We start from the raw sequence: 24,352 nt of genomic DNA, 5'->3' as shown, positions 1-24,352 counted from the left end.
AAGCACCAGAAAAACCCTAGGCCTCGCCCGCCGAAACCGCCGCCCTCGCCTGCCCATGTTGCCGCGTGGTCACCAGCCCGATAAACGAAATCGCCAGCGCCAGCCCAATGGTCGACGTCACTTCCAGACGATGCTCGGGCGTCACCATCATCACCGCCAGCGCAGCGCAGATGAACGCGATCACCAGCCACGTCAGCCATGGAAACAGCCACATGCGAAACGTCAGCTCGACATTCTGCCGACGCAGCATCCGGCGCATGCGCAATTGCGAGACTGCGATCACCAGATACACCAGCAACGCAATCGCACCGGAGCTGGCAAGCAGAAACTGGAACAGCCCGGCCGGCATGAAATAACTGAACAGCGTCACCCCGGCGCCGATCACGGTGCTGGCAATCACCGCAGCTCTCGGCACGCCCGCAGCGGAGGTCACTTTCAGCGGTTGCGGAGCATCGCCGCGTCGGCCCAGCGAGAACAGCATCCGCGAGGAAATGTAGATCGAGGAATTCATGCAACTGGCCACCGCGATCAGCACGACCACATCGACCAGGAATTTGGCATTGGGAACGTTCATCAGCTCCAGCGCGCGCTGGTAAGAGCCGACGGACGCCAGCAGCGGATCGTTCCAGGGCACCACGGAAATCACCACGAAAATCGACAGCAGATAAAACACGCCGATGCGCCAGATCACCGAACGCGTGGCCTTGGCGATGTTCTGCGCCGGGTTGCTCGATTCGGCGGCCGCGATGGTCACCGCTTCCGTCCCGATAAAGCTGAACATGATGGTGATGAAAGCCCCGACCACCGCCGACAAACCATTCGGGGCGAACCCGCCGTGCTCTTCCATCAAACGGCTCAAACCGCTGGCCTCACGCTCCGGAATCCAGCCCATCAACACCGCAAAACCCAGCCCGATGAACCCGATGATCGCCACCACTTTGGCCATCGCAAACCAGAACTCGAACTCGCCGTACTTGGACACGCTGAACAGGTTGGTCACCACCAGCAAAATGATCGACAGCAACGCGAACAACCACGCATCGACCTGGGGAAACCACTGATTCAAGACATGCCCGGCGGCCAGCGCTTCGATCGGAATGACCAGCACCCAGAACCACCAATACAACCAACCAATGGTGAACCCCGCCCAACGGCCGATGGCCTGATCGGCATAGGTGGAAAACGATCCCGTGTCCGGATGGGCCACGGCCATTTCACCGAGCATGCGCATGACCAGCACGACCAGCAGACCGGAGAAGAGATAAGCAAGCAAGACTGCCGGGCCGGCGGCGGCAATGGCGTGGCCGGAGCCGACAAACAGCCCCGCACCGATGATGCCGGCAATGGAAAGCATGGTGACATGACGCGGCTTGAAGCCCTGCGCCAACTGACCGTTCGAGTCCTTCGAGTTCAGACTATTCATTGTTTTTGTTGTTCTCTGGTGATCGACGTTTGGGCGTACTGACGACGTGTCAGGCGATCATCATTTCTTCCTGTTGCCCTGCTCCAGAGCGGCGCACCTCAAGCGCTGCTGCGTTACAAATCGGTCGGACGACGACGCAGGGCGATGAAATGATGCGTCACCTTACGTGCCTGGAGTTGATCGCAAATAGCCTGGGAGCGGCACGACGGTGTCTGATTTCGACATGGTGAATGGCATTCGGGCCCGTTCGAGAGCGCCATCACAGAATAAAAAAGGGGCGCTGATTTATTCAGGAAAAATAAATCAGTCCCCCTTTTTCTGGCCGGTGTCAGCCCTTGGTCAGATCAACCAACGGTGTCTGCCGCACCTCGGTCTCCCGCCCGCCCTGAATGTCGCTCACCTGCTTCAAGGCCTTATCCACCGCCGCCTTATCCGCCAACAAGCTGTAGCTGATGCGGAACTGTTTGTGTTCCTTCGGCCCGATGGTGGGTACCAGGTTCAGTGGCCGCTGATAACGGCGGTTGTAGGAAAAACTCGTCCCCGGCTCCAGCCCGGTGACATAACCCTGACCTTGGGTATCGGTATTCTTCCACAGGGAAAACACCGGCAATGTCTGCGTATTGAAGCCAACCGAAACGCCCAGGCTGCCAGCCTTGTTATGCAATACGGTTAACGTATCGCCCTTGGCATCGGCGTACGGCACGACGTTGTAAACCGTTTCGTCGTAGTCCTTGGTCGGTGCGCGGTAGGTTTGCCATTCAGCCAAATCGCCCTTGGCCTTGTCGTTGAACGGCGACACCTGTTTCACCGGCGCGGCGAAACGAGCGCCCTGCTCCAAGAACGGGGTGCTGAAGTTACTGTGGTACAGCGCCTGGTACTCCTTCGGATAGTCACCGTTGTTGGTCAGGGTGTCGTTAAGGGCGAACACAACGCTGCCGGGTTCGGTGACCAGTTCGGTGGCGACGGAGAAGTCGACTTTCTTGAACGCCTGCTCTTTCAGCTCACCGCGCAGGGTGATGGCGTACGGTGGCGTTTCATCGATGTGCAGGGTGACTTTGTTCGCAGGAATGTTGGCGGCCCGGCCGTGCAGGGTCAGCAGTTCGCCGTTGTCGACGCCGGGGTGGCCGACCCATTCGTATCCGCAGCGGGTCACCAGCTCGTTGAAACCCTCCAGCCAGCCAAGACCATCGCGGCCATTGAGTTCGATGAAGGACGGATTGACCACCTCCTTGACCGGCGAATCCCAACCCATGCGCACATCGCCGACCGAGGCCTGCAAGACGTTCATTCCGCGCGTCGGCACCACCGAGAGTTTCATCGTGCCGTTATCGATGTCGACAATGCTGACGCCCTCCTGCCGACCGCCATGCAAAGTGCGCAGGCTGACGCTGAAGGGTTTGACGGTTTTCAGGCCTAGTTGCTGGCTGGTGATCTGCCAGTTCTGAGCGGCTTTGTCGGTGTCGAGCAGAACGTAATCCCAGGCCATGGCGTGGGAGGCAGCGGACAGTGCGCTGAGGGCAACAACGAGTTTGAGCGGGGTCATGGGAGCAGCCTTTTCTTGGAGTTGTGCCGTTTTTATAAACCTGCTGAAACGTTTCATCAAGCTATGTTTCCAGCCAGTCAGAATGAAGCTGCGGAAAACGCTTTTGCAGCCATTCGATAAAAACCTGAACCTGGGGTGCCAAATGCGTCCGACTTGGGTAGAGCAACGAAACAGGGCGAGGAGCTGGCCGATAGGGCTTTAGAATTTCCACCAACCCGCGACTGGCCAAATGCTCGGCAACGGTAATCCCAGGCGCCTGGATTATTCCGAAACCCGACACACCACACTGGACATACGCATTCGACTCGGTGACGGTGATGCCGGCGTTACTCACAAAGGATCGATCCTGACCTTTTAACGTGAAATGCCAAGGCAATGTCCTGTTGTTCTGACCGGACAAGAAGTTGACGCCTCGATGGGAGACCAGATCGTCGAGTGTCGCGGGTTCCCCGTACTGGTGCAGATACTCGGGCGCGGCACAGGTCACCATGGTCGCCATTGCGATTGGGCGAGCGATCAAGGTCGAATCCGGTAGATCACCAATACGCAACGCACAGTCGACGCCCTCGCCGATCAAGTCGACAGCCCGGTCAGTCACGCCCAGAACCATGTTGATACCTGGGTAGGAGGCGGTGAATTCTTTAAGGCTTTTGATGAATTCCAACTGCGCGAAAGCGGTCGGGATATCGACACGAAGTCGGCCCGTGAGCGTTGCTCCGGATCGGTCAAACATTGAGGTCGCAGCAGAAATATCCGCCAAAATCTCCTGCACCCGCTCATAGAACCTCTCGCCCTCGGCGGTAAGGGCCACCTTTCTCGTGGTGCGCTGAAACAGGCGCACGCCCAATGACGTTTCCAGCTCCTGGATATACCGGGTGACCTGGGGCCGCCCGATGTCCAGCGATTCAGCGGCTTTGGTAAAACTGCCGAGTTCCGCAAGCCTGGCAAACAGTCGCATCGATTGAAGCAGTTCCATGTCGCTACCCTATGAACCCGCTTGACCGCGAGTTGAACATGATTGTTGCTCAAGGATAGAACAATCATGTCTTTTGCCACGCATTTATTGCGCATCGTCAAAAGCGAAAAATGCACCCAAGGCAGAACCTGTCTGGTTCGAGGCCATTGACGTGTATTTGGAGATTCGCAATGAAAGCGTGGTTATTGAAAGATTTCGGACTCGACAACCTGCAATTGGGAGAGGTCGCGACTCCGCAGCCCAAGGCTGGCGAATTACTGGTGAAGGTCGGTGCTGTCTCGCTCAACTTTCGCGACAAGGCAATCGTCGACGGCATTTATGAACCGCACATGGTGCCCAAACCACTGATCCCGGTGAGCGATGCCGCCGGCACGGTGGTAGCTATCGGTGACAACGTCACGCGCTTCAAAGTCGGTGATCGCGTCAACTCACATCTCTACTCACGTTGGCTGGATGGCGAGCCAGGCCCGAACGAACCCGATTACTGCTTCGGTTCACCGCTACCCGGCGGCTTGGCCGAATACATGATCATCCATGAAGACAGCGCCGTCGGTGCCCCGGACAACATGAGCGACGAAGAGGCGGCCACACTTCCGATTGCTGCGCTCACAGCCTGGTATTCGCTGGTGGACTTTGGACAGATCCAACCAGGCCAGACCGTATTGGTTCAAGGCACGGGAGGTGTGTCGATATTTGCCGTGCAGATCGCAACTGCGCTTGGCGCGAAGGTCATCGCAACGTCGAGTAGCGATCAGAATCTGCAAACCGTCAAGGGGCTGGGGGCCGTGGCAGGCATCAACTACAGAACGACGCCGAACTGGGCGGACGAAGTGCTGAAGCTGACCGAAGGCAAAGGCGTGGATTTACTACTCGATGTGGCCGGCGGCAGCGGCATCAATCAATCGGTCGCCGCAACCAAGGCATCGGGGCGCATTGCGCAGATCGGATTTTTAACGGGGCAAACCGTAGAACTCAATCTGATGCCACTCATTTTCCGCCAGACGACCATTCGCGGAATCGCCGTGGCGCCGCGCTCATCATTCGATCGAATGAACACATTCCTCAACCAGCACAAGATCCGCCCCGTGATCGATCAGGTGTATCCGTTCGAGAAAGCACGTGAGGCTTATGAGCATCTCGCAAGGGGAGCATTTGGGAAGGTTGTGATCAAAATCGCTTGATAACCTTAAGGCGCCAATCCGGCGCCTTTTTTTGCCTGCCTCAGCGCTCAGAGGTGTGGCTGATTTCGACATCGCGAGCCGCGATCAGACCTCTGCAGCGCAGCCGATGCTTCACACAACAGATTACGGCTGGTTTCCAGAAACGAGTAAACCGGGCAGAAAGCCGCCGTGTTTAAAGCCTTTTTTGATTTGTGTTTAGAAACGCCCGGCATTACTTCCCCACGGCTACAGCGTCTTGCGTCATTGCCTACGACTACGCCAGAATCCGCCGGCTTGTGCGTCTGGGGTGCGGGTTTTATCGTTTCCGGGTCACTGAAAAACAGTGATCGGGTTTGGTAGCCCGCAGCGCTGACGCATCGCGTCACCTCATGCAGTTGCATTCATGCGACTGGATTTATGGTGGCCATGCTCAGGGCTTCTTCGGAAGCGCCGGTTCCAGTGCTCCGGTCTACCAACCTGCGTATGGTCGCCACCCCTCGTTTGGTAGCGAGAGTGGATGACTCCCATTTAATAAGTGCTGGAGATTCATCTATGTTCAAACCAACACCAAACCCACCGGAAACCGATCCGGTTTCTCCCTACAAATTTCCCGATTCCCGAACGCTCAACGAAGCGGCAGAACGCGCGCTCGATCACTACCTCACCCCGCAGCAACGGATCATGGGCAGCCACCACAAACACGACCCCATGTACATGGCCAACCCGGCCTACAACACTGAATCCCTCTTGGCCAACGCCAGCGAATCATTGGGATCGGCGAGTGAAATGCTCAACAACTTTGCTGCCACGCTGGAGCCTGCCCACCGCAAGACTGCGATCGGGATTGCGCAGTTGGTGATGTTGAGCGAGTTGGCGGTGAATCAGGCGTTGGATCATGTTGAGGTGAAGACCTAGACGCCAGCACTCTGTCATGACTGATTAGTAGGGGGCTTGAGAAAACGATGTCAGCCGAAGCTGCCATAGGGAATGGCAGCTATCGGCCAATTGATGCTTTTCACAAAAGGCCGTAATTCACAATCCATAGCTTTTCGTTGGCGAAGTGCAATCCCGCGACCATATTCGGGAACTCCCTCCCTGCTATCAACCGCCTCGAAGGCAAAATAAGTTAAAGGTTGGGATACTGTGCTTCCTCTTCTGATTGGATTGCGTGCCAATCCGACCACTGCTTAGCCTCTGCATCAAATAGCTCACGCGAGACGATGCGTGGCCTGAACTCAACGATATCCTGTGTATCCGTCGCAAATATGTAGCGGCTGGCGCCATTGATGATCATCGTACGAAAAAATGCGGCGTCGGAGAGACTAACCGTACTGCCTCGTGGAGGGGGGCGCTGGCCGACACAAGCAAATAGGAGGTGCTTGGGGCTTAGAGGAAGAAAAAGTCTTGTTCCTTTTACCCCCCAGCCGCCTTCTAGGCTCAGCTCTCCATTCGCCCCTACTCCCATCCTTGTGAACGGATTATCAGTTGTTGGCCAAGTGACTCCAGTGGGGGCGTGGAGAATGGTCCATCGATGAGTTGGCATACGATGGATTGTGTTTTTGAGGATGTGTTCGAGTTGCCAAATCCAAAACTTCCGCCCGTTCAGTACCCGTGCTTCGATACCTTCTGAGCCATCCTCATTTTTCACGCGATGGAGCTTAAGGGGGAGCTTGCTATATGGGTCTACAGCTGGTGCGGGCTCAATTTTGATACCAGAAGCCAAAGCTGCTTCAACTTTGGCAACCGACTCCACCATCGATTCAGACAAAAGAGCCTCAAGCGTTTCGTTCTGGCGCTTCATGAAGCTGTGCATGCCTGTAGGCGTCCTAATCGACTGCGCTACCGCGAAACGGAACAAATTGTTCCAATCTTCGACACTCAATTGCGTTTCTTTCACTACCTTTGTTATCGAAACCGATGCAGGTTGCTCAAATTCGCGATCAAGCCAACGCTCAATCTCATCGCTGTCCTTAGAGCCTGAGAAATAGGTATAAAGGTGCTGGTGCTTAGCAATACCTTTGGGGGAATGAGACTTCCAATGCTCGCACTTCTCATGTGGCACTAGGAGCCTATACGTGAGAATTTTTCCATTGACCACCCACTGCCTTAGGTAGGCCTGAGGTACATAGTGGTTATCTTTTTTGATACCTTCCATCGTGGCGCTTTATCCCCATTTTTGGATTTGACATGCACCGACCAACCTACACCATAAGAGCAGCACGAAAATTCTCACCCAGGGTCAGCAGGCAACTCAAGTACATGCTCAGCGCCGAACCACGCGGTGATCTGAGCTAGAGCTGCCTGGCTCAACAGTTGAGTGAAAAGCAGAGCCAAACGGACCTTGGGACGAGAGCACGCAACGTAGAAGAGATTCCGATTGCTTTCGAATTTTTCGCGCCTATTCGCCGGTGGCCCCGGCTGAAACCACTCGAGCATTTCAGCAAAATTATATTGGTTCCAGCCGCGGCCCAGTACAACGATCACGTTTTCGAATTCGGCTCCCTTTACCCCGTGTTTTGTCGCGAACGGCGTATGCCCATCAATGAATTGGTCTAGCGCTATCAGCTCCGAATAAGGAACGCCCCTTAGCTTTCGAAGCTGAGTAATCCTGCGTGGCTCGTCCTCACATGGTTCAACACCGGCGGCCTGTAACCCTTGCTCATTTCGTAGCACCGCATTGGGAAGTTGCATCTGCGGTACGGCTATGATGTGGTCAATCACCTCGCCGATGGTACCCGACAACCTCAGTTCGAGGAGCGTATCCATTGCCTCAGTCCAAGCGACTTTGTCGCTGTGCCTTCGAATCGTTGGTCGATCACTTGCCAGGTGCCCAAACATGGCGCCGTATCTACGCTGTTGATATGCGGCACATGCTGGCTCAAGCTGATCTGCAAGATACTTGATGTGCGGATCTTCCTTCTTCAGCCACTGATCGTTGAACTGTCCAAAAATTGGAGGGATCGAGGAATACCCCTGCTCACGAGCAATACCCTTGTGGTTCAAAATCAGAATCTTGGTCTTCTGGGGAGAGAGGTCCCATCCTTCGACGTTTAGCTGAGCTTTCAAGCATTCGAAGTAAGCACGAGCTGCTTCAGGACTGGTGTCGCCAGTCCAGTGCCCCCCCCCCGACTCCTGTGCGCCTTGCTCCAGGCCAGCGATTGGTATGGAACACCCGAGCTTCACCGATCAAGTCCGGATCTCTAACTTCCTGCCGCAAACCTGGTCGCATCTGATTCAACACATCGACAATCCGCGATGCTGAGCGAAAATTCGCATTTTTTTCGATCGGCTGGAGTGCCTCATGCTCTACCAGCCCGCAGCCCTCATCGTAAATCTTTTGCCAATGGTCACCAAATAGACCAATCATCGGCCCCTCACCACGATCTAAAAACCACGATTTCAGTGCTCCGACAAAGTGTTCATCCGTGTCCTGATACTCGTCGACAAACAGGATCGGATATCGGGAGGTCAATACGGCTCTGAACTTCGGAGACGGAAGCGCCTTAACCATCAAGGTCAGGACATCTTCATGTCGAATCGAGACCTCGTCCTCGGATACGCGTGGAATACCCATTTCGTAATGGATGCGCCTATTGCCTACGCCACCAACTGTTTCAAGACGCTCTCGCCAAAAAGATTCAGCACCAAGGAATTCTCTCAGTGATGTTTGAAAATCTCGGAGCAATGACCAACAGAAACCATGCACGGTCTCGGCGCGGATCGCAGGGTGCGCCTGGAACCGAGAGATGATCTCGTCTTTTGCCACATTGGTGTAAGTGATACACGCGATTTGCTGACGCTCCCGGATCAATGCCTGACCTCTTTGCTCAATCAATCGGCTCAGAGCCTTCTCGAGTGAGTACGTCTTACCAGCTCCAGCACCTGCTTCCAGGCGAAAGCTTTGACCTTCTTCCAAACAGGCGAACATACGCTCCAACGCTTCCCGCCCGGCTCTGTCCGCCGGGCTTTCGTGATTGTTAGGCATCGCCTTGCTCCCCTTCAGCGACCACTGCCTCGCCAGCAGCTTCAACCACTGCTGCCATGGCCCGAGCAACCATTTTGGCATCGACGTCCGGCGCCCCAACTGCGAGCCAACGCAATCCCTCAGCAATGTATTTAGGTACGCTCCAGTTCGTATCATCGATTGCGTAGTTCAATGCGAAGGCTGACTTTTTCTGATCTGCTGCGTGCTCGTAAGCTAGGGTGGCAACATCACCCTGTCCTAGCTCAAAGCGATTCAGGTTCGCCAGAATAAATGCGTCCTCAAAGCTTCTGCCTGATGGCCCTGGATCAACCCCTTCCGGAATTTGGTAGGCGAGACGCGTTAACCCTCTGGTCTTCTCTGCTGGTGTTTTCGCCAGCAGTTGGGCAGGAGTGACTTCGGCCTCAAACCAGTCTTTGAGGCAGGCATTGCTCGTGTACAGCCCCTCTGCAACAGGACAAGCTTTTCGTTTTCTATCTGCGTTCGGCTTAACGGAATCAATGTCAGTTACGATCAGCGTACGCAGTTCCAAGAAAGTAAGCAGATCATGGAACCGGTGTGCATACGCGCCGCCAACTTCCATAACCGTCAAGTACTGACTTGCCAGCTGAGGTTCACCGACCGCCGCTGCGTCAGTTTTGGCGATCATGGTTGGCAGCAGCAAGCGCTCTGATGTCCCCTCGATCAAGATGGCTTTGTCTGCAAAGAATAGGTCGCAGCGGGTGAGCGTCAGGTACTGATATAGAAAATCTCTATCCGGTGCGGGAGCCCCGCCCATACCCTGCCTCAGGTCTTTGATCTTGGACTGCCGGATCCCGTTTTCGTCGGTCACCGAGAGAAAGTAACGCATGGTTTCGAAGCGCGCTTCGTTGGCCATGTGTGGCGAGTGGGTGGAAATTACAAACTGCACTGGCCAAGGACGGCTGTCATTCAGTTGCTGCTCGAACGCGCCCTTGATCAGATGCAATTGTCGGATGAAGACCTCCTGCATTTGCGGATGCAAATGAGCTTCAGGCTCTTCAATGAAGATGAGGTGTACGCTTGCTGCTGCCGGTGTAGCTTGGAATTCCCTGAAGAATTTCAGTAATTGCAGAAGTATGTACACCAGGTTGCGGACGCCGAGTCCATTGTAGCTTTCCGGAAGAGTCAGGCCGTTTACACCCCGGTATCTAACCTGCGTGTGATCTTTGAGCAGGCGCTCGACATCGAAGGTCGTCACAGTGGTGAGGCCTGGGTCATCTAGCCCGGGGTAACCGAAAAGCTCGAATGTTGGGAGCAGTGAAGTCAGTCCCGCGTTGAAACCGTCATGCAATTCCTTTTGAATTTTCTCCACCGCTCCATGGAGCTGTTCGGCTGTGGTTCGTTTCTCGGGATCTGTGGGGTCAGTCAATGCCGATTGGAACAGCACCTCCACCACCTTCCCAAGAACATCGCGCTCTCTGTGTGTATCGTCATCTAGGCCCCGTTGTGCATTGATGAATCCGCCGCGGATTAACGTAGTGAGTGATTTTAGATCGAGGTCCTTTCGGTTCGTAGGATCGTTGGGGTCAACCGCTTCCAGACGGGGCTCGTAGGCCGACGCCAAACGTTTCTTGATCAGGCTGAAGAAGCTAGGACGTAGATCCTCCTGCTCAGCGTCTGGGACATTCATTTCCGCGAAAAGCGAATCAAGGCCTGTCGCACGCGGTCCATACGTCAAGACGATGCGCGCACAACAACAATCTGGATCTAGGTCTACTATGCATTCGCTGAGCGGCCCCAGGTCTGGGTCATCTACGTCATAGGAAATGTCCAATGTGACCCTGACAACGGGAAGCATGGCAGCAACGTCGGAGCGAGCTATTCCGTCGTGAAACGCATTGAATGCCGTCCAAAACTCTTCGTGACTACCTAGGGAGAAATCCTCAAGTCTGAATGAGGGAGTCCGGTCTGAAAGGAGCCGGCGGAACACCTCAGCGATGGAGGTTTTGCCGCAGTTGTTGCGTCCTACGATCAGCGTCGTGCCGTCTTCTAGGCCAAGGCCGACGTTCTGAAGCAGTCTGAAATTTTGAATCTCAACGCGCTCGATCTGCATGATGTCCCTACCGTGAAATCGTATAGCCATCACTGTAGATGCTGAATTGGAGTAGTCAATGCAGGGACAATTCTCCTCAAAGCACTCGCTGTCCGCGACCGATAGGTTTGGCTCGATAGTGGTCAGACGCGGCCGGGGGCTTTTGGCCGATAGCATTCACGCGCAAGCACCGTCACTCCCACTCAAACCGCCCCACCCAAAACAACGAAAGATCCAGCTCACTCTCCCCCCGCAAACACCACTGCGCAAACGCCTCCCCCAGCGCCGCCGAGTGTTTGAACCCGTGCCCGGAGCACGCCGACACCACCAACGTATGCTGCAACCGTGGATGCTCATCAATGATGAAATGCCGATCCGGCGTAACGGTGTAGGCGCAAACCGCTGACTTCACTACCCGATCCGTCAGCCCGGCGATCCGCCCCTGCACCTGCTGTTCGTACATCTCGCGCTCTTCCTCGGCCGAGACTGTGCGATCCAGAGTTTCAGGCGTGGACGTGCTGTGATATTGCGCCGTCGCCACCTTCAAACTGCCCTCCTCCGGCAATGCGGGAAAGCCGTAGAAATCGTCGTCCGGGCCGTGGGTGAAGATGAACGTGGGCGAGTGGCCGACCAGTCCGGCGTCAGGCTCGGTTTCGAACCAGAACAGTTTTTGCCGATAGACGCTGAGCAGTTTGTCGAACGGCGCGCCCAGCAAACCGCCCGCCCAGTTGCCGGCGGTGACCACCAGTTTGTTCGCCCGCACGGTGCGCTGGTCGGTGGTGACTGTGACGCCCTGCTCGTCCGAGCTGATGTGGGTCACGGTCTCGCCCTTGTACAGCGTGGCGCCGTGTTGTTCGGCCAATCTGAGTTGCACGTCGATGCAGCGTTCGGGCCGAACAAAACCGCCTTCGGGCTCGAAGTAGCCAATGGCGTCGTCGCGCACCTGGGCAAACTGCGGAAAGCGCTGGCGGATCTGGGCAGCGTCGAGGACTTCGTGTTCGATGCCGTAGGTCTGTGCCAGGGCGATGGTGCGCAGGGTGAAGTCGGTTTCGTCGGTGGGGTCGAAGTCGGGGCTCGAGGTCAGCACCAGCAGGCCGGACTGTTCGAACAGGGACTCGCCCGACAGCGCTTCCAGCTCGCGCCAGATGCGGTGGGAGTTGCGCACGATGGGCACGTACTGCGCGCCCTCGCCCACGGACAGCCGGGTGATGCGGGTGTCGCCATGGCTGGAGCCGAATGTGTGCGGCGGATGGTGACGGTCGATGCCGACCACGTTGACCCCGGCCTTCGCCAGTTGATACACCGTGGCCGCGCCCATGGCGCCGAGGCCGATGACCAGTGCTTCGCATCGTTCCATGATTGATTTCCGCTCAGGCAAAAGAGCCACAGTGAAGCGGATCAGGCGATAGAAAACAATCCGCTGAAAGCCGCGCTCAGGCAAAAATGCGGGAGCCGGGCTAATTCAATCAGGTTGTCTGTCGGTACTAACTGTAATCAAACGAAATTTGAGGTTGGGAACCCGGGGAATGTCCTTTTGACCAGCCACTGATTGTCCTTTCGTTCATGCATCGGCATCCCCTCGCAAGAGGCCGCACGACGTTAACGAAGCAGGAAAATCGTGGCTGTAGGACGTATCTCTAAAGAGGTGGGGATTGTTCGACGTGAACGGATTGCATCTCGGCAACAACCGCCTCGATCACACACAAAGCCGTCGGTGACAGGCTTCTACCCTGCAAACTCACCACCCCGATTTCAGAATGAAATTCCGGCCTGTCCACAACATGAAGCTCGATCAAACGCCCCACCCGAATGTCTTCAGCCACGGCGCCATGAATGACGCCGAGGATGGTGTCGGTTGAACCAGCGACGGTTTTGAGCAGGGCCACGTCGTCGCACTCCAGCACGATGGGCAGCGCATGGCGGGTGGAGATGCCGAGGGTTCGGGCGGTCTCGAGTTTCACGACTTCGGGCAAGCGCGTCGTGGCGATGCCATAGCCTTCCAGCTCGCCCATCGCCACTTTACGCCCGGCCAGCGGATGCTCCGGACGCACGAAGAAGCCTGCCGAAACCTGGCCCAGCGAGCGGATCAAAAGATCGGATTCCGCGGTGAAGTTACGGATATCGGCAACAAAGAATTCGATCCCTTCAGCGCGCAGCCGCGCTTCGAGAATCTGCCAGTTGTTCACTTCAACACGCAGGGTGACCGCCGGGTGATCCAGGCGCAGTCGCGGCACGACTTGATGCATCAACATGGCCGCCGGGAACGGGCCGACGCCAAAGGCGAGGCTGCCCAGTTGGCGATCGCTGTAGAGCGCCATGTCCCGCTCCAGCGACCGGGCATCGAACAGGAGCCGCCGCGCTCGCTCGATCAGAAACTCCCCCGCCGGCGTCGGGCGGACGTCGCCGGTGTCGCGATCGAACAGGCGCTGCCCGGTTTCGCTTTCCAGCGCCTGAATGCTGCGGCTCAGGGCCGGTTGGCTGAGGTGAACGCGCTCGGCGGCGCGACCGAAATGGCGTTCATCGGCCAGCGCGAGAAGGTGTGACAGTCGTTTGAGGTCCATTCACCCGATGCTAGCGACGCATTATCCGGATGTAAACAATGCATTGGATACATCACCGCCCTGCCCCTAGGCTGGAGCGCATTCGACCCTCGGAGAACAACAAGAATGAAACCGACCCTCTACACGATCATCGCCCTCACGCTGGTGTCCCTCGGCGGCTGCGACAACAAACCCAACGTCGTGGCCGGCGACGCCACGCCCGCCACGGCAGCGGTGATCCAGGCGTCGATCAAGGGCCTGGACCTCAGCGACAACCGCGACATGGAAGATGCCCAACGCGGTTTCATCGCCCGACCCACCGGCAAGATCCTCGGCTCCGACGGCAATGTCCTGATCGATTTCGACGCGTACCGCTTCGTCGAAGGCCAGGCGCCGGCCACCGTCAACCCGAGCCTGTGGCGCCACGCGATGCTCAACGCACAGATCGGTCTGTTCAAGGTCCGCGACGGGATTTACCAGTTGCGCGGTTTTGACATCGCCAACATGACGCTGATCGACGGGCAGACCGGCTGGATCGTGGTCGACCCGCTGACCTCCCGTGAATCTGCCGCAGCGGCGTTGGCATTTGCGCGCGAGCATCTGGGCAACAAGCCCGTCACCGCGATCATTTTCACCCACGACCATGCCGACCATTTCGGCGGTGTGCTGGGCATCACCTCAAGCAGCGAAGTCGCCCAGCGCAATATTCCCATCGTCGCGCCTGCCGGGTTCATGGAGGAAGCCACCAGCGAAAACATCCTGGCGGGCCCGGCGATGGCGCGGCGTTCGATGTATCAGTTCGGCAAGAACCTGACGCCGGGCGCCACCGGCATCGTCGACACCGGTCTGGGCAAAAACGTCGCCTACGGCAGCATGGGCATCCTGCCGCCGACGCAGATCATCGACCAGCCGATCCAGCCGCTGGTGCTCGACGGCGTCAGCTTCGTGTTCCACAACATGCCCGGCGCGGAAGCCCCGGCCGAGCTGACCTTTTCGATCCCCGCGCTCAAGGCGTATGGCGGTGCGGAGCTGCTGGCGCAGACCATGCACAACCTCTTGCCGATCCGTGGCGCCAAGGTGCGCGATGCGCTGCGCTGGTCCGAATACACGCAAATCGCCCTCGACGAATTGGGCGACACTGAGTTCTATTTCGGTCAGCACAACTGGCCGATCTGGGGCAACGAGCGGATCCGCGAATTCATCACCAAACACCGCGACGTCTACAAATACCTGCACGACCAGACCGTGCGCCTGATGAACGCCGGCTACACCCCCAACGAGATCGCCGACAAGATCCAGCTGCCGGATTCGCTGGCGTCGTACTTCGGCACCCGTGGTTATTACGGCGACCTGCGCCATAACGTCAAGGCGATCTACCAGCTGTACCTGGGCGCCTACGATGGCAACCCCGCGCACTTGAATCCGCTGGTGCCCAAGGAATCGGCAAAGCGCTACGTCGAATTGATGGGAGGCAATGCCAAGGTGGTCGAGGCCGCGCGCGAGGCCTATGACAAGGGCGAATACCGCTGGGTCGCCGAGCTGCTGGATCAGGCCGTGCTCGCCAACCCCGACGACACGGCCGCCAAAGAACTGCTGGCCCGCGCGTACGAACAGATGGGCTATCAGGCGGAATCGGCGACCTGGCGCAACAGCTACCTGACCGCGGCCATGGAGCTGCGCAACGGCCCGCCAGCCAAGGGCGTCAAACGCTCCGACCTGATCGAACTGATGAAGCAGACGCCCACTGAGCGCTTCCTCGAAGCCATGGCCGCAAGCCTCGACGGGCCGGCGGCGGATGGCAAGAACTGGACGTTCAATCTGGTGCTGACCGATACGAATGAATCGTTCGTGCTGTGGATCGAGAACGCCGTGCTGCACTATCGAAAAGGCCCGACGGCAGAGAATGCCAACGCAACGCTGACTGTCACCAAGGACCTGTTCGTCCAGTTGCTGGGGGGCACCGCCGGGCTGAAGGAAACGCTTACCTCCGATGATCTGAAGGTGGAAGGCAGCAAGGTCGATCTCGTGAGGTTTCTGGGGCTGCTGGAAAAGGCGCCGGGGAATTTTGCGATTGTTGCGCGGGCGCGCGACTGATTCACAACGCACCGTGCGAGTGTAATGATTCGGCCAGTCGGTGCAGTGTGTCAGCACCGACTTTCTGCCTTGAGCAAATACGGCTAGGCGCATTCAGGCCGCGATCGTCGATGCTAAGGCCGACCGAATTTCCAGGACTTCCACACCGTGCCCGACACTCCGACTCAAATGGCCTACGCGAGACGCTTCACGGCGGTACTCGCCTACATCGACGCCAACCTTGAAGGCGACCTGTCGGTGAAGGCGTTAAGTCAGGTTGCGAACTTTTCCGAGTTCCACTTTCACAGGCAATTTACGGTATTCGTCGGCGTGCCCGTTTCTCGTTATGTGCAGTTGATGCGCCTGCGTCGTGCGGCGCACCGCTTGATCGCCCTGCCTCACCTCTCGGTGATGGACGCCGCGCTGGATACGGGCTTCGAGAGTCCCGAGGCGTTTTCGAGGGCATTCAAGCGAGCCCTCGGCCTCTCGCCCGGGGCCTTTCGCAAGGCACCGGACTGGAAGGTCTGGCATTCGGTCTTTGCCATTCCGCATTTCTCAAGGAGCATTGCCATGCAGGTACGAATTGTCGACTTCCCCGAAGTTCGCGTCGCCGCACTCGAACACCGCGGCCCGCCAGGGCTTCTCAATCAAAGCGTGCAAACGTTCATCCGGTGGCGCCAGCAAAGTGGCCAGTCACCCGTGGCGTCGAGCCGCACGTTCGGGATTCCCTATGGCAATCCCGACACGACACCAGCGCAAGACTTTCATTTCGCGATTTGCGGTGAGATTCACGACACCGTGGCGCCCAATGCATTCAATGTCGGCGAACTGATCATTCCCGCCGGTCGCTGCGCCGTCGTCCGTCATGTGGGCTCCACCGATCACATCGGCGAAACCATCTACCCGATCTACCGTGACTGGTTACCGGCCAGCGGCGAAGAATTGCGTGATCACCCACTGTTTTTCGAATACTTGAGCATCAGCCCCGAGACCCCGAAAGATCAGTGGCAAACGGATATCTACGTGCCGCTGCGCTAGCCTGCTCATGCCCGATCTGCTCGTGCAGCAGGTCGGGCAAATGCGCACGACTGCGAACAGAATCAGGCAAGCAATCCGGAGAAATGCGCTAACAGAATGGGGACACGGAACGTGAAGATGGCTGTCCGACTGATCCTTCGAGGACGTTCCCATGCTTGTACACGCCTACGGTGCCCACGCCGGCGATAAACCCCTTGAGCCGATGCAGATCAATCGCCGCGCGCCGGCGGCCCATGATGTGCAGATCGACATCGCCTTCTGCGGCATCTGCCACTCCGACCTGCACCAGGTGCGCGCCGAATGGGCCGGGACGCAATTCCCCTGCGTGCCGGGGCACGAGATTGTCGGCCGCGTTTCGGCAGTCGGCGCCCATGTGTCCGACTACAAAGTCGGTGATCTGGTGGGTGTCGGCTGCATCGTCGACAGCTGCAAACACTGCGAGGATTGCGAGACCGGTCTGGAAAACTACTGCGACGGCATGATCGGCACCTACAACTTCCCGACCCCGGACGCACCGGGCTGGACCCTCGGCGGCTACTCGCAAAACATCGTGGTGCATGAGCGTTATGTCCTGCGTATCCGTCACCCTGAGGCGCAGTTGGCCGCCGTCGCGCCGCTGCTGTGTGCGGGCATCACTACGTACTCGCCGCTGCGTCACTGGAACGCCGGGCCGGGCAAAAAGGTCGGTGTGGTCGGTATCGGTGGCCTGGGCCACATGGGCATCAAACTGGCCCATGCGATGGGCGCGCACGTCGTGGCGTTCACCACCTCCGAGTCCAAGCGCGAAGCCGCAAAAGCACTGGGCGCCGATGAGGTCGTGGTATCGCGCAATGCCGAAGAAATGGCCGCGCACACCAAGAGCTTCGACTTGATCCTCAACACCGTCGCCGCGCCTCACGATCTCGACGCGTTTCTGGTGCTGCTCAAGCGTGACGGCGCCCTGACGCTGGTCGGTGCGCCCGCCTCACCGCATACGTCACCGAACGTGTTCAACCTGATCATGAAGCGCCGGACCATTGCCGGTTCAATGATCGGTGGCATTGCCGAGACCCAGGAGATGCTGGATTTCTGTGCCGAACACGGCATCGTTTCCGACATCGAGCTGATTCGCGCGGACCAAATCAACGCGTCCTACGAGCGGATGCTGCAGGGTGATGTGAAATATCGTTTTGTGATCGATAACTCGACGCTGGCTGGCTGAGCCCTTACTCCGGCAAACCCGCCAACCGCAAACCTTCGGCAAACCGGGCGACGTCTTCAGGCCGTTGAATGGGCAGCCACGCGCTCAGGCTGGACACCCGCAATGTCGGGTCCAGCTGACGCAGCCGTTCCATGGCCTGCCCGGCTTTGTCGGTTCGCCCGCCGAGCGCGTGGCTGGCGGCGATCAGGGCCGCCGCTACCAAAAGACTGGGAAGATTTCCCTGCGCTTTCTCGGCCCAGGAAGTCGAGAGCTCGAAGCGACCCGCAAAGAAGTGTGCCAGCGCCATCCCGACCTGCATGCGGAACATTTCCGGATCCAGCGGGCTCAGGCGCACGGCATGCTCGAGGTTGGCAATGGCGGCTTCGGTTTCGCCACCCAAGGCGCGCAGGATACCGCCGAGATACCAGGCCGGCGCCAGATTGGGGTTGAGCACTCGAGCCCGATCCAGCAAAGCAATGCCACAATCGACATCCCCGGTCAGATGGGCCAGGGCATGACCGCAGCGGGTCAGCGCCACGGCGTCATCGCGCCCCAGTTCCACACCCATTCGCGCCAGCCGCGCACCTTCGGCGATTTCCCGGGGCCGGTCGGTCATCCAGCCGTTGAGCTTGCGCCAGAAGTGGCACCACGCGGCCATGCCATACGCCGAGGCGAATTCCGGATCCAGTTCAATCGCCCGGGAGAACAACGCCAGTGCCTGCTCGATCGCCTCTTGGGTGCCGATGTGCAGTTTGGCCGTGCCCCGCAGGTAGTAATCATAGGCATCGAGGCTGTCGGTGGGCTTGCGTTTGGCCCGCTCGATTTCCGCGCGTTCAAGCTGCGGCGCAATGGCGCCCACTACGCTCTCGGCCACTTGATCCTGGAGTTCGAAAATATCGTCGAGCAGGCCTTCGAAGCGCTCGGCCCACAGGTGCGTGCCGCTGCACGCATCAATCAACTGGCCGGTGATGCGGATCTTGTTGCCGCTCTTGCGCACGCTGCCTTCCAGCACGTAACGCACACCCAGTTCCTGACCGACGCCTCGCGCATCCACCGCCCTGCCCTTGTAGGTGAAACTGGAGTTGCGGGCGATGACGAACAGCCAGCGCAGGCGCGACAACGCGGTGATGATGTCTTCGACGATGCCGTCGGCGAAATAGTCCTGCTCGGGGTCGCCGCTGAGGTTCTGGAAGGGCAGGACGGTGATCGAAGGTTTTTCCGGCAGGACAAGTGTCGTGGCCACTTCGGGTATCGCAGGCGCTTCGGGCGCATTGACGGGGCTGTCGCTCGAGGTGATTTCACCGACAAAGCGATAGCCCTTGCGCGGCACCGTGCGCACCAGGCGCTGCTGCTCGCCGGTGTCGCCGATGGCCTTGCGCACGGCGTTGATGTGGCTGGTGATGGTCGATTCGGAAACGATCCGGCCGCTCCATACGGCGCTCAACAGTTCGTCCTTGCTCACCACCCGCTCGCGGTTGCTGACCAGCAGCAACAGCAGATCGAAGACCTGCGGCCCGACCGTCACGACTTGCCCGTGACAGGTCAGTTCCCGGCGCTGCTGGTCGAGCAGGTAGTCTTCAAACACAAATTGCACGGTGGCTGTTCTCTGGTCTGGCGCCCGCGACGCCGTGTCCGGGCAGGCGATTGTTTTGCGCTCGATCATACGGCAGACCTCGGGCCGCCGCACCGGTCTGCACACTGGTCTACGCATCTGCCGACGGATTGGCCTGTCTGGACAAAAAACCAAGACAAATCCAAGGTCACCACAAGGATTTGCCCGAGCGCCGCAAGCATGCTCAACCCACATCGACAGCAATGGTTGCCGTCGGCAAGTGGAGAGTTGCCATGAAGATCGTCGTTATCGGAGGCACCGGCCTCATCGGATCGAAACTTGTGAACAATCTGCGCGAACGCGGCCACGACGCCCGCGCCGCCTCCCCTAACACCGGCGTCAACAGCATCACCCGCGAAGGCCTTGCCGAAGCGATGGACGGCGCCCAGGTGGTGGTCGACGTTTCCAACGCCCCTTCGTGGGAAGACCAGGCCGTACTCGACTTCTTCGAGACCTCCACTCGCAACCTCCTCGCCGCCGAAGCCGCCGCTGGGGTTCGCCATCACGTGGCGCTGTCGATCGTCGCCAGTGAGCGCTCGCCTGCCAACGGCTACTTCCGCGCCAAGGTCGCCCAGGAGAACCTGATCAAGGCCTCGAGCATTCCGTACACCCTAGTGCGGGCCACGCAATTCTTCGAATTTGTCGGCGGCATCGCCCAATCCGCCACCGTCGGCGAGGAAGTGCGCCTGTCGCCGGCACTGATCCAGCCCATGGCCTCCGACGATGTCGCCGCTGCCCTCACCGACGTTGCCTTGGCAGCGCCGATCAACGGCACGCAGGAAATCGCCGGCCCCGAAGCCATGCCCCTCGACGAGCTGGTGCGGCGTTTTTTCCGCGCCACTCACGACACCCGCAAAGTGATCCCGGACGTGCACGCCCGCTACTTCGGCGGCGAGCTCGACGACCAGTCGCTCACCCCCGGCAGCAGCAACCCGCGCCTGGGCCCGACGCGCTTTGAAGACTGGCTGGCGAAATCGACCCAGCGCTGAAACACCCCACCTGATTTGAAGGAGTATCGCCATGTTCAGCCGAATCCTGCTGGCCGCCACGTTTGCGGCCGTTTCGATTTCATCTGCCTCGGCCGCCGAACCGCAGGCGGGCAAGGTCACCGTGGTGTTCGACCGCGCCCTGCCCAACGTTCCGGGCAAATCCATGCGGGGCGTGCTGGTGGAATACGCGCCCGGTGGATCTTCGCCGGCGCACTTTCATCCGAAGTCCGCGTTCATCTACGCCACGGTGCTTGAGGGCGCCGTGCGCAGCAAGGTCGGTGACGGGCCGGAGAAGGTCTACAAGGCCGGGGAAAACTTCGTCGAGCTACCGGGTGACTTCCACGCGGTGAGCGCCAATGCCAGCACCACTGAGCCGTCCCGTCTGCTGGCGGTGTTCGTGCTCGACAGCAGCGAGACCGACCTGGTCAAACCCGTCAAGCCGTAACCGATCCTTACGCCAATCCACCTCCGGCAGCGTGGCTGCCGGAGAGTACCGCTACGGGGCGCGATCAAGGTCGGCGTTGCAAAACATGCCCGATCAAAGCATTGATCTTTCGCCCCACACCCAGTAAAAAACCGTCTTCCCTTTCCGCCCTTGCAAGGAGCAGCGGATGCTCGAACTCGCCACGCAACGCCTTGACCTGCGCACGATGGTCGAATCCGACTGGCCGCTGTTCCTCAGGCTGCACTCCGAGCCGCAAACCATGCAGTACGTGTTCGGTGAAATCGCCGAGGACCAGGTGCGCAAAGGCTTCGAGCATCGGCTTCCGGCCTGGGGGCCGCAGTCGGATCACTGGTTGTGTCTGGTGGTGACCGACAGGGCCAGCGGGCAGGAACTGGGCGTGACCGGATTCCGCATTCTGTCGCCGGGGCATGCCGAGGTGGGTTGCCTGCTGTTGCCCGAGCATCAGGGCAAAGGCTTTGGCACCGAGTCGCGCCAGGCGATCATCGACTATGCCGCCGCCATCGGCCTGGACTCGTTGGAGTCGACCGTGACCGACGGTAATATCGCCTCCTGCAAGGTGTTGGAGAAATGCGGTTTTGTATTCGAGCGCCGCGTGCCACAGGCCTATCAGATTGGAGATCGGTGGTTTGACGACCTGATCTACCGCTATCAAATCAGCTGACCCCGTTTTATCAGCGACCGCCAAGGAGGCCCTCGTCGTGAATCCTTATCAATGCCTGCCACCCCGCGCTTTCTGGCGCACCGCCGTGGCTGACAAGCCCGCGCTGACCATCGATCAACTGTGGACGCCGCAGTTCGAGATCGGCAACAAGGACGCCATCGTCACCGCCGGCTCGTGTTTCGCCCAGCACATCGGTCGTGCGCTGGTGGAGCGCGGCATGAACTGGCTGGATGCGGAACCGGCCCCGGCCGAATTGCCCGCAGCCGACTGGAAATCCCACAACTACGGGGTGTTCTCGTTCCGCACCGGCAACCTGTACACCCCGGCGATGCTGTGCCAATGGCTCGAATGGGCCTTGGGCGTGAGCCTGCCCCCCGACGAAACCTGGGCCCATGACGGGCGTTTCTTCGACCCGTTCCGCCCCGCCGTGGAGCCCGAAGGTTTTGCCAGCGAGGACGCGCTGTTCGCATCGCGCGAAGCCACCCTCGACGCCATCCGCACCGCCCTGCGCCAGGCCAAAATGTTCGTGTTTACCCTCGGCCTGACCGAAGCCTGGCAAAACCGCCAGACCGGACTGGTGTACCCCGTGTGCCCTGGCACCGTGCGCGGCACCTTCGATCCGCTGCTTCACAAGTTCTGCAACTTCGGATTCATGGACACCTATGGCGATATGGTCCGGGCGCTGGAGTTGATGCGTTCGATCAACCCGCAACTGCGCCTGCTGCTCACCGTGTCACCGGTGCCCCTGACGGCGACCGCCACGGGCGAGCATGTGCTGAGCGCCACCACCTATTCCAAATCGGTCCTGCGCGCCGTCGCCGGGCAGCTGTGTGAAGACCTGCACGACGTCGACTATTTCCCTTCCTACGAAATCATCACCGGCACACCGTTCAAGGGCGCGTTCTATCAGCCCAACCAGCGGGAAGTCACGCCCGAAGGCGTGGCGTTCGTCATGCAGCAGTTTTTCGCCGGGCTCGATGCGGTTCAACCGGTGCACACGCCGGCCAGCGTTCCTTCCACCTGCGTGTCCAGCGAGGAGCTTGTCTGTGAAGACGCCGTGCTCGATTACTACGCCTAGGTTTCTGCTGCTGGGCGACTCCCATGCCGGGGTCATCGGCAAGGCGGCGCAGGCCCGCGAGCTGCCTTTCAGCGGCGGCCCGCTGGGCACCGGCCGGGATTTTGCGGTCGACTTTTTCAGCCTGACCCGCCATGACGTGGTGTTTCGGGAAGCCGAGATGGAGCGCCTGTATCGCCAGGCCCTTGAGCCGTTCGAAGTGCCGCAACTGGCGAAGGTCGGCGTGCCGCTGGTGAGTACCATTGGCCTGAGCCTGCACTACCTCGCGACCGCGCCGAACTGGACGTGCTACCAGACCCTGGACGGCGAATTCGACGAAGGTTTTTTCGCCGGGCCGCTGTTCGAATCCATTGTCGACACCCTGTCCCGGCCTGCGCTGGCGTTCTATGAACAGGCCCGGGCGATGAACCTCAAGGTGTTCGCCGTGCTGCCGCCGCAACGGGTGCCAGAGTTGTCCGACTCACGAGTGTTCATGGCCGCGCAGGCGCTGCTGATCGAGCGTCTGCAAGGACTTGGCATCGAGCTGATCGACGTGCGCACGGCGGCGAATGATGAGCAGGGCTTTCAGCGTTCGGCGTACTGCGAAGTGGATGACCCGCTGCACGGGAATCTGGCGTTCGGCGAGTTGATCGTCGAGCAACTGCTCAAACAAGGCCTGTGAATGACCGGTGGGAACGGCACCGCCGCTCCCGCCGTTTTTTTAGATTCAAGCTTTCGGCTGCGTCCCCAGAATCGTCACCCGCTCGCCATACCGCGAGTGCGGAAAATAATCCCAGACCGCATGGTGCTGGGTGCAACGGTTGTCCCAGAACACCAAGGTATTCGGCGCCCAGCGCACGCGACAACTCAGAACTGGTTCGCGAGCCACCAGATCGAACAGCATGTTCAACAGCACCTGGCTTTCCCCGCCGGATAACTGGACGATGTGCGACGTAAACCCGGAATTGACGAACAGCGTTTTGCGACCGGTTTCCGGGTGGCGAACCACCACCGGGTGCTCGGTTTTCGGCAGGTTGGCCGGCGCCTCATAGCCCTTCCACGGAATCGCGCCGTCGTGGATCGCTGTCAGTTCTCCGAGAAACTGCTGCATCGTCGGCGACAGCATTTCCAGCGCCAGGTGCATGTTGGCGAACAGCGTATCGCCGCCGGTGCCGATGGCCGGGGTTTCCTTGACGTACAGCATCGAGCCCATGGACGGCGCCAGATCGGCGGTGCCGTCGGTGTGCCAGGTTTCGCCGGCCACGTAGCGCGATTGCGCATTGGCGCGGATCACCACCAGCTCCGGGTCATCGCCGTCGATGTCTTCCACCGGTAGCGCCCGCAACTCACCGAACAACCGGCCAAACGCCTTGTGCTCGTCCACCGTCAGATGTTGATCGCGGAACACCACCACGTGGTTCTCCAGAAAGGCCCGGCGGATTTCCGCGAGCTGCTCGTCGCTCAACGGTTGCGACAGATCGACGCCGCCGATCTCGGCCCCGATGATCGGCGTGATTCGCTCGACCGTGATGTGCTGATACGGCGCGCGCCGTTCGGCGGCGATGCGCTCGATTGCCTTGAGTGCCAACTGATCCATGTTCC

General features: G+C 59.1%; 21 protein-coding genes. 10 read left to right on the top strand and 11 right to left on the bottom strand.

From position 1 onward, the window contains the following. Nucleotides 1-16: 16 nt before the first annotated feature. From gabP to C1X29_RS10540, 3 genes are all read right to left on the bottom strand, one after another. Nucleotides 17-1,423 carry a GABA permease gene (gene gabP, locus C1X29_RS10550; protein ID WP_007958149.1) on the bottom strand — a complete coding sequence of 469 codons (1,407 nt, stop codon included), beginning with the start codon at nucleotides 1,421-1,423 and terminating at the stop codon, nucleotides 17-19. A 328-nt stretch (nucleotides 1,424-1,751) separates the two neighbouring features. Continuing rightward, nucleotides 1,752-2,966 (bottom strand): aldose 1-epimerase family protein, encoded by a 1,215-nt coding sequence (locus C1X29_RS10545; protein WP_102717394.1) that lies wholly within the window; start codon nucleotides 2,964-2,966, stop codon nucleotides 1,752-1,754. A 61-nt stretch (nucleotides 2,967-3,027) separates the two neighbouring features. Further along, nucleotides 3,028-3,942 (bottom strand): LysR family transcriptional regulator, encoded by a 915-nt coding sequence (locus tag C1X29_RS10540; RefSeq protein WP_102686688.1) that lies wholly within the window; start codon nucleotides 3,940-3,942, stop codon nucleotides 3,028-3,030. 170 nt (nucleotides 3,943-4,112) lie between these two features. On the opposite strand from C1X29_RS10540, the gene C1X29_RS10535 reads away from it, so the two are divergent. Beyond that, on the top strand, nucleotides 4,113-5,123 hold the full coding sequence (locus tag C1X29_RS10535) for an NAD(P)-dependent alcohol dehydrogenase (RefSeq protein ID WP_102717393.1): 1,011 nt from the start codon (nucleotides 4,113-4,115) through the stop codon (nucleotides 5,121-5,123). Between the two features lie 531 nt (nucleotides 5,124-5,654). Then, entirely contained in the window at nucleotides 5,655-6,017 is a 363-nt protein-coding gene (locus tag C1X29_RS10530) for a hypothetical protein (protein WP_007958158.1), read from the top strand. A gap of 211 nt (nucleotides 6,018-6,228) precedes the next feature. Here the strand turns inward: C1X29_RS10530 and C1X29_RS10525 are convergent, their stop codons facing one another. The 6 genes from C1X29_RS10525 to C1X29_RS10505 all read right to left on the bottom strand — a co-directional run bounded on the left by C1X29_RS10525 (nucleotide 6,229) and on the right by C1X29_RS10505 (nucleotide 13,698). Next, the gene (locus C1X29_RS10525; RefSeq protein WP_102717392.1) at nucleotides 6,229-7,257 is read right to left on the bottom strand and encodes a DUF4238 domain-containing protein; all 1,029 of its coding nucleotides are present in this window, start codon (nucleotides 7,255-7,257) and stop codon (nucleotides 6,229-6,231) included. A 74-nt stretch (nucleotides 7,258-7,331) separates the two neighbouring features. After that, nucleotides 7,332-8,105 (bottom strand): hypothetical protein, encoded by a 774-nt coding sequence (locus C1X29_RS29665; protein ID WP_256584347.1) that lies wholly within the window; start codon nucleotides 8,103-8,105, stop codon nucleotides 7,332-7,334. An 88-nt stretch (nucleotides 8,106-8,193) separates the two neighbouring features. After that, nucleotides 8,194-9,087 (bottom strand): UvrD-helicase domain-containing protein, encoded by an 894-nt coding sequence (locus C1X29_RS29660; protein WP_256584346.1) that lies wholly within the window; start codon nucleotides 9,085-9,087, stop codon nucleotides 8,194-8,196. Further along, nucleotides 9,080-11,158 carry an ATP-dependent endonuclease gene (locus C1X29_RS10515; RefSeq protein WP_102717441.1) on the bottom strand — a complete coding sequence of 693 codons (2,079 nt, stop codon included), beginning with the start codon at nucleotides 11,156-11,158 and terminating at the stop codon, nucleotides 9,080-9,082. The genes C1X29_RS29660 and C1X29_RS10515 overlap by 8 nt, the downstream gene beginning before the upstream one ends. A gap of 172 nt (nucleotides 11,159-11,330) precedes the next feature. Continuing rightward, entirely contained in the window at nucleotides 11,331-12,494 is a 1,164-nt protein-coding gene (solA, locus tag C1X29_RS10510; protein WP_173940185.1) for an N-methyl-L-tryptophan oxidase, read from the bottom strand. A 280-nt stretch (nucleotides 12,495-12,774) separates the two neighbouring features. Continuing rightward, nucleotides 12,775-13,698: a LysR family transcriptional regulator gene (locus C1X29_RS10505; protein ID WP_102717391.1), complete on the bottom strand. Its 924-nt coding sequence runs from the start codon at nucleotides 13,696-13,698 to the stop codon at nucleotides 12,775-12,777. 105 nt (nucleotides 13,699-13,803) lie between these two features. Between C1X29_RS10505 and C1X29_RS10500 the strand changes: the two genes are divergently transcribed. The 3 genes from C1X29_RS10500 (at nucleotide 13,804) to C1X29_RS10490 (ending at nucleotide 17,989) form a co-directional block, all read left to right on the top strand. Then, complete coding sequence (locus C1X29_RS10500) at nucleotides 13,804-15,771, top strand: alkyl/aryl-sulfatase (protein WP_102717390.1); 1,968 nt, start codon at nucleotides 13,804-13,806, stop codon at nucleotides 15,769-15,771. A 168-nt stretch (nucleotides 15,772-15,939) separates the two neighbouring features. Then, on the top strand, nucleotides 15,940-16,788 hold the full coding sequence (locus tag C1X29_RS10495) for a GyrI-like domain-containing protein (protein WP_102686677.1): 849 nt from the start codon (nucleotides 15,940-15,942) through the stop codon (nucleotides 16,786-16,788). Nucleotides 16,789-16,939: 151 nt separating this feature from the next. After that, nucleotides 16,940-17,989 (top strand): NAD(P)-dependent alcohol dehydrogenase, encoded by a 1,050-nt coding sequence (locus C1X29_RS10490; RefSeq protein ID WP_102686676.1) that lies wholly within the window; start codon nucleotides 16,940-16,942, stop codon nucleotides 17,987-17,989. Nucleotides 17,990-17,993: 4 nt separating this feature from the next. On the opposite strand, the gene C1X29_RS10485 is transcribed toward C1X29_RS10490, so the two are convergent. Further along, nucleotides 17,994-19,562, bottom strand: a complete 1,569-nt coding sequence (locus tag C1X29_RS10485) for a winged helix-turn-helix domain-containing protein (RefSeq protein ID WP_102717439.1) — start codon at nucleotides 19,560-19,562, stop codon at nucleotides 17,994-17,996. Between the two features lie 251 nt (nucleotides 19,563-19,813). On the opposite strand from C1X29_RS10485, the gene C1X29_RS10480 reads away from it, so the two are divergent. The 5 genes from C1X29_RS10480 to C1X29_RS10460 all read left to right on the top strand — a co-directional run bounded on the left by C1X29_RS10480 (nucleotide 19,814) and on the right by C1X29_RS10460 (nucleotide 23,432). After that, on the top strand, nucleotides 19,814-20,569 hold the full coding sequence (locus tag C1X29_RS10480; RefSeq protein ID WP_102717389.1) for an SDR family oxidoreductase: 756 nt from the start codon (nucleotides 19,814-19,816) through the stop codon (nucleotides 20,567-20,569). Nucleotides 20,570-20,600: 31 nt separating this feature from the next. Next, nucleotides 20,601-21,014 (top strand): cupin domain-containing protein, encoded by a 414-nt coding sequence (locus C1X29_RS10475; protein WP_102717388.1) that lies wholly within the window; start codon nucleotides 20,601-20,603, stop codon nucleotides 21,012-21,014. 166 nt (nucleotides 21,015-21,180) lie between these two features. Beyond that, nucleotides 21,181-21,696, top strand: a complete 516-nt coding sequence (locus C1X29_RS10470) for a GNAT family N-acetyltransferase (protein ID WP_085747531.1) — start codon at nucleotides 21,181-21,183, stop codon at nucleotides 21,694-21,696. A gap of 37 nt (nucleotides 21,697-21,733) precedes the next feature. After that, a complete protein-coding gene (locus tag C1X29_RS10465) occupies nucleotides 21,734-22,774 on the top strand; it encodes a GSCFA domain-containing protein (RefSeq protein ID WP_102717387.1) in 1,041 nt (346 codons plus the stop codon). After that, entirely contained in the window at nucleotides 22,743-23,432 is a 690-nt protein-coding gene (locus C1X29_RS10460) for a hypothetical protein (protein WP_102717386.1), read from the top strand. Before C1X29_RS10465 ends, C1X29_RS10460 begins: the two co-directional genes overlap by 32 nt. 45 nt (nucleotides 23,433-23,477) lie before the next feature. Here C1X29_RS10460 and C1X29_RS10455 read toward each other — a convergent pair whose 3' ends face one another. Beyond that, complete coding sequence (locus tag C1X29_RS10455) at nucleotides 23,478-24,347, bottom strand: TauD/TfdA family dioxygenase (protein ID WP_102686671.1); 870 nt, start codon at nucleotides 24,345-24,347, stop codon at nucleotides 23,478-23,480. Nucleotides 24,348-24,352 lie beyond the last annotated feature (5 nt).

This window comes from Pseudomonas sp. GW456-12-10-14-LB2, from assembly GCF_002884345.1.
Classification (GTDB): Bacteria; Pseudomonadota; Gammaproteobacteria; order Pseudomonadales; family Pseudomonadaceae; genus Aquipseudomonas; species Aquipseudomonas paraglycinae.
This window is presented reverse-complemented; position numbering and strand designations above follow the sequence as displayed.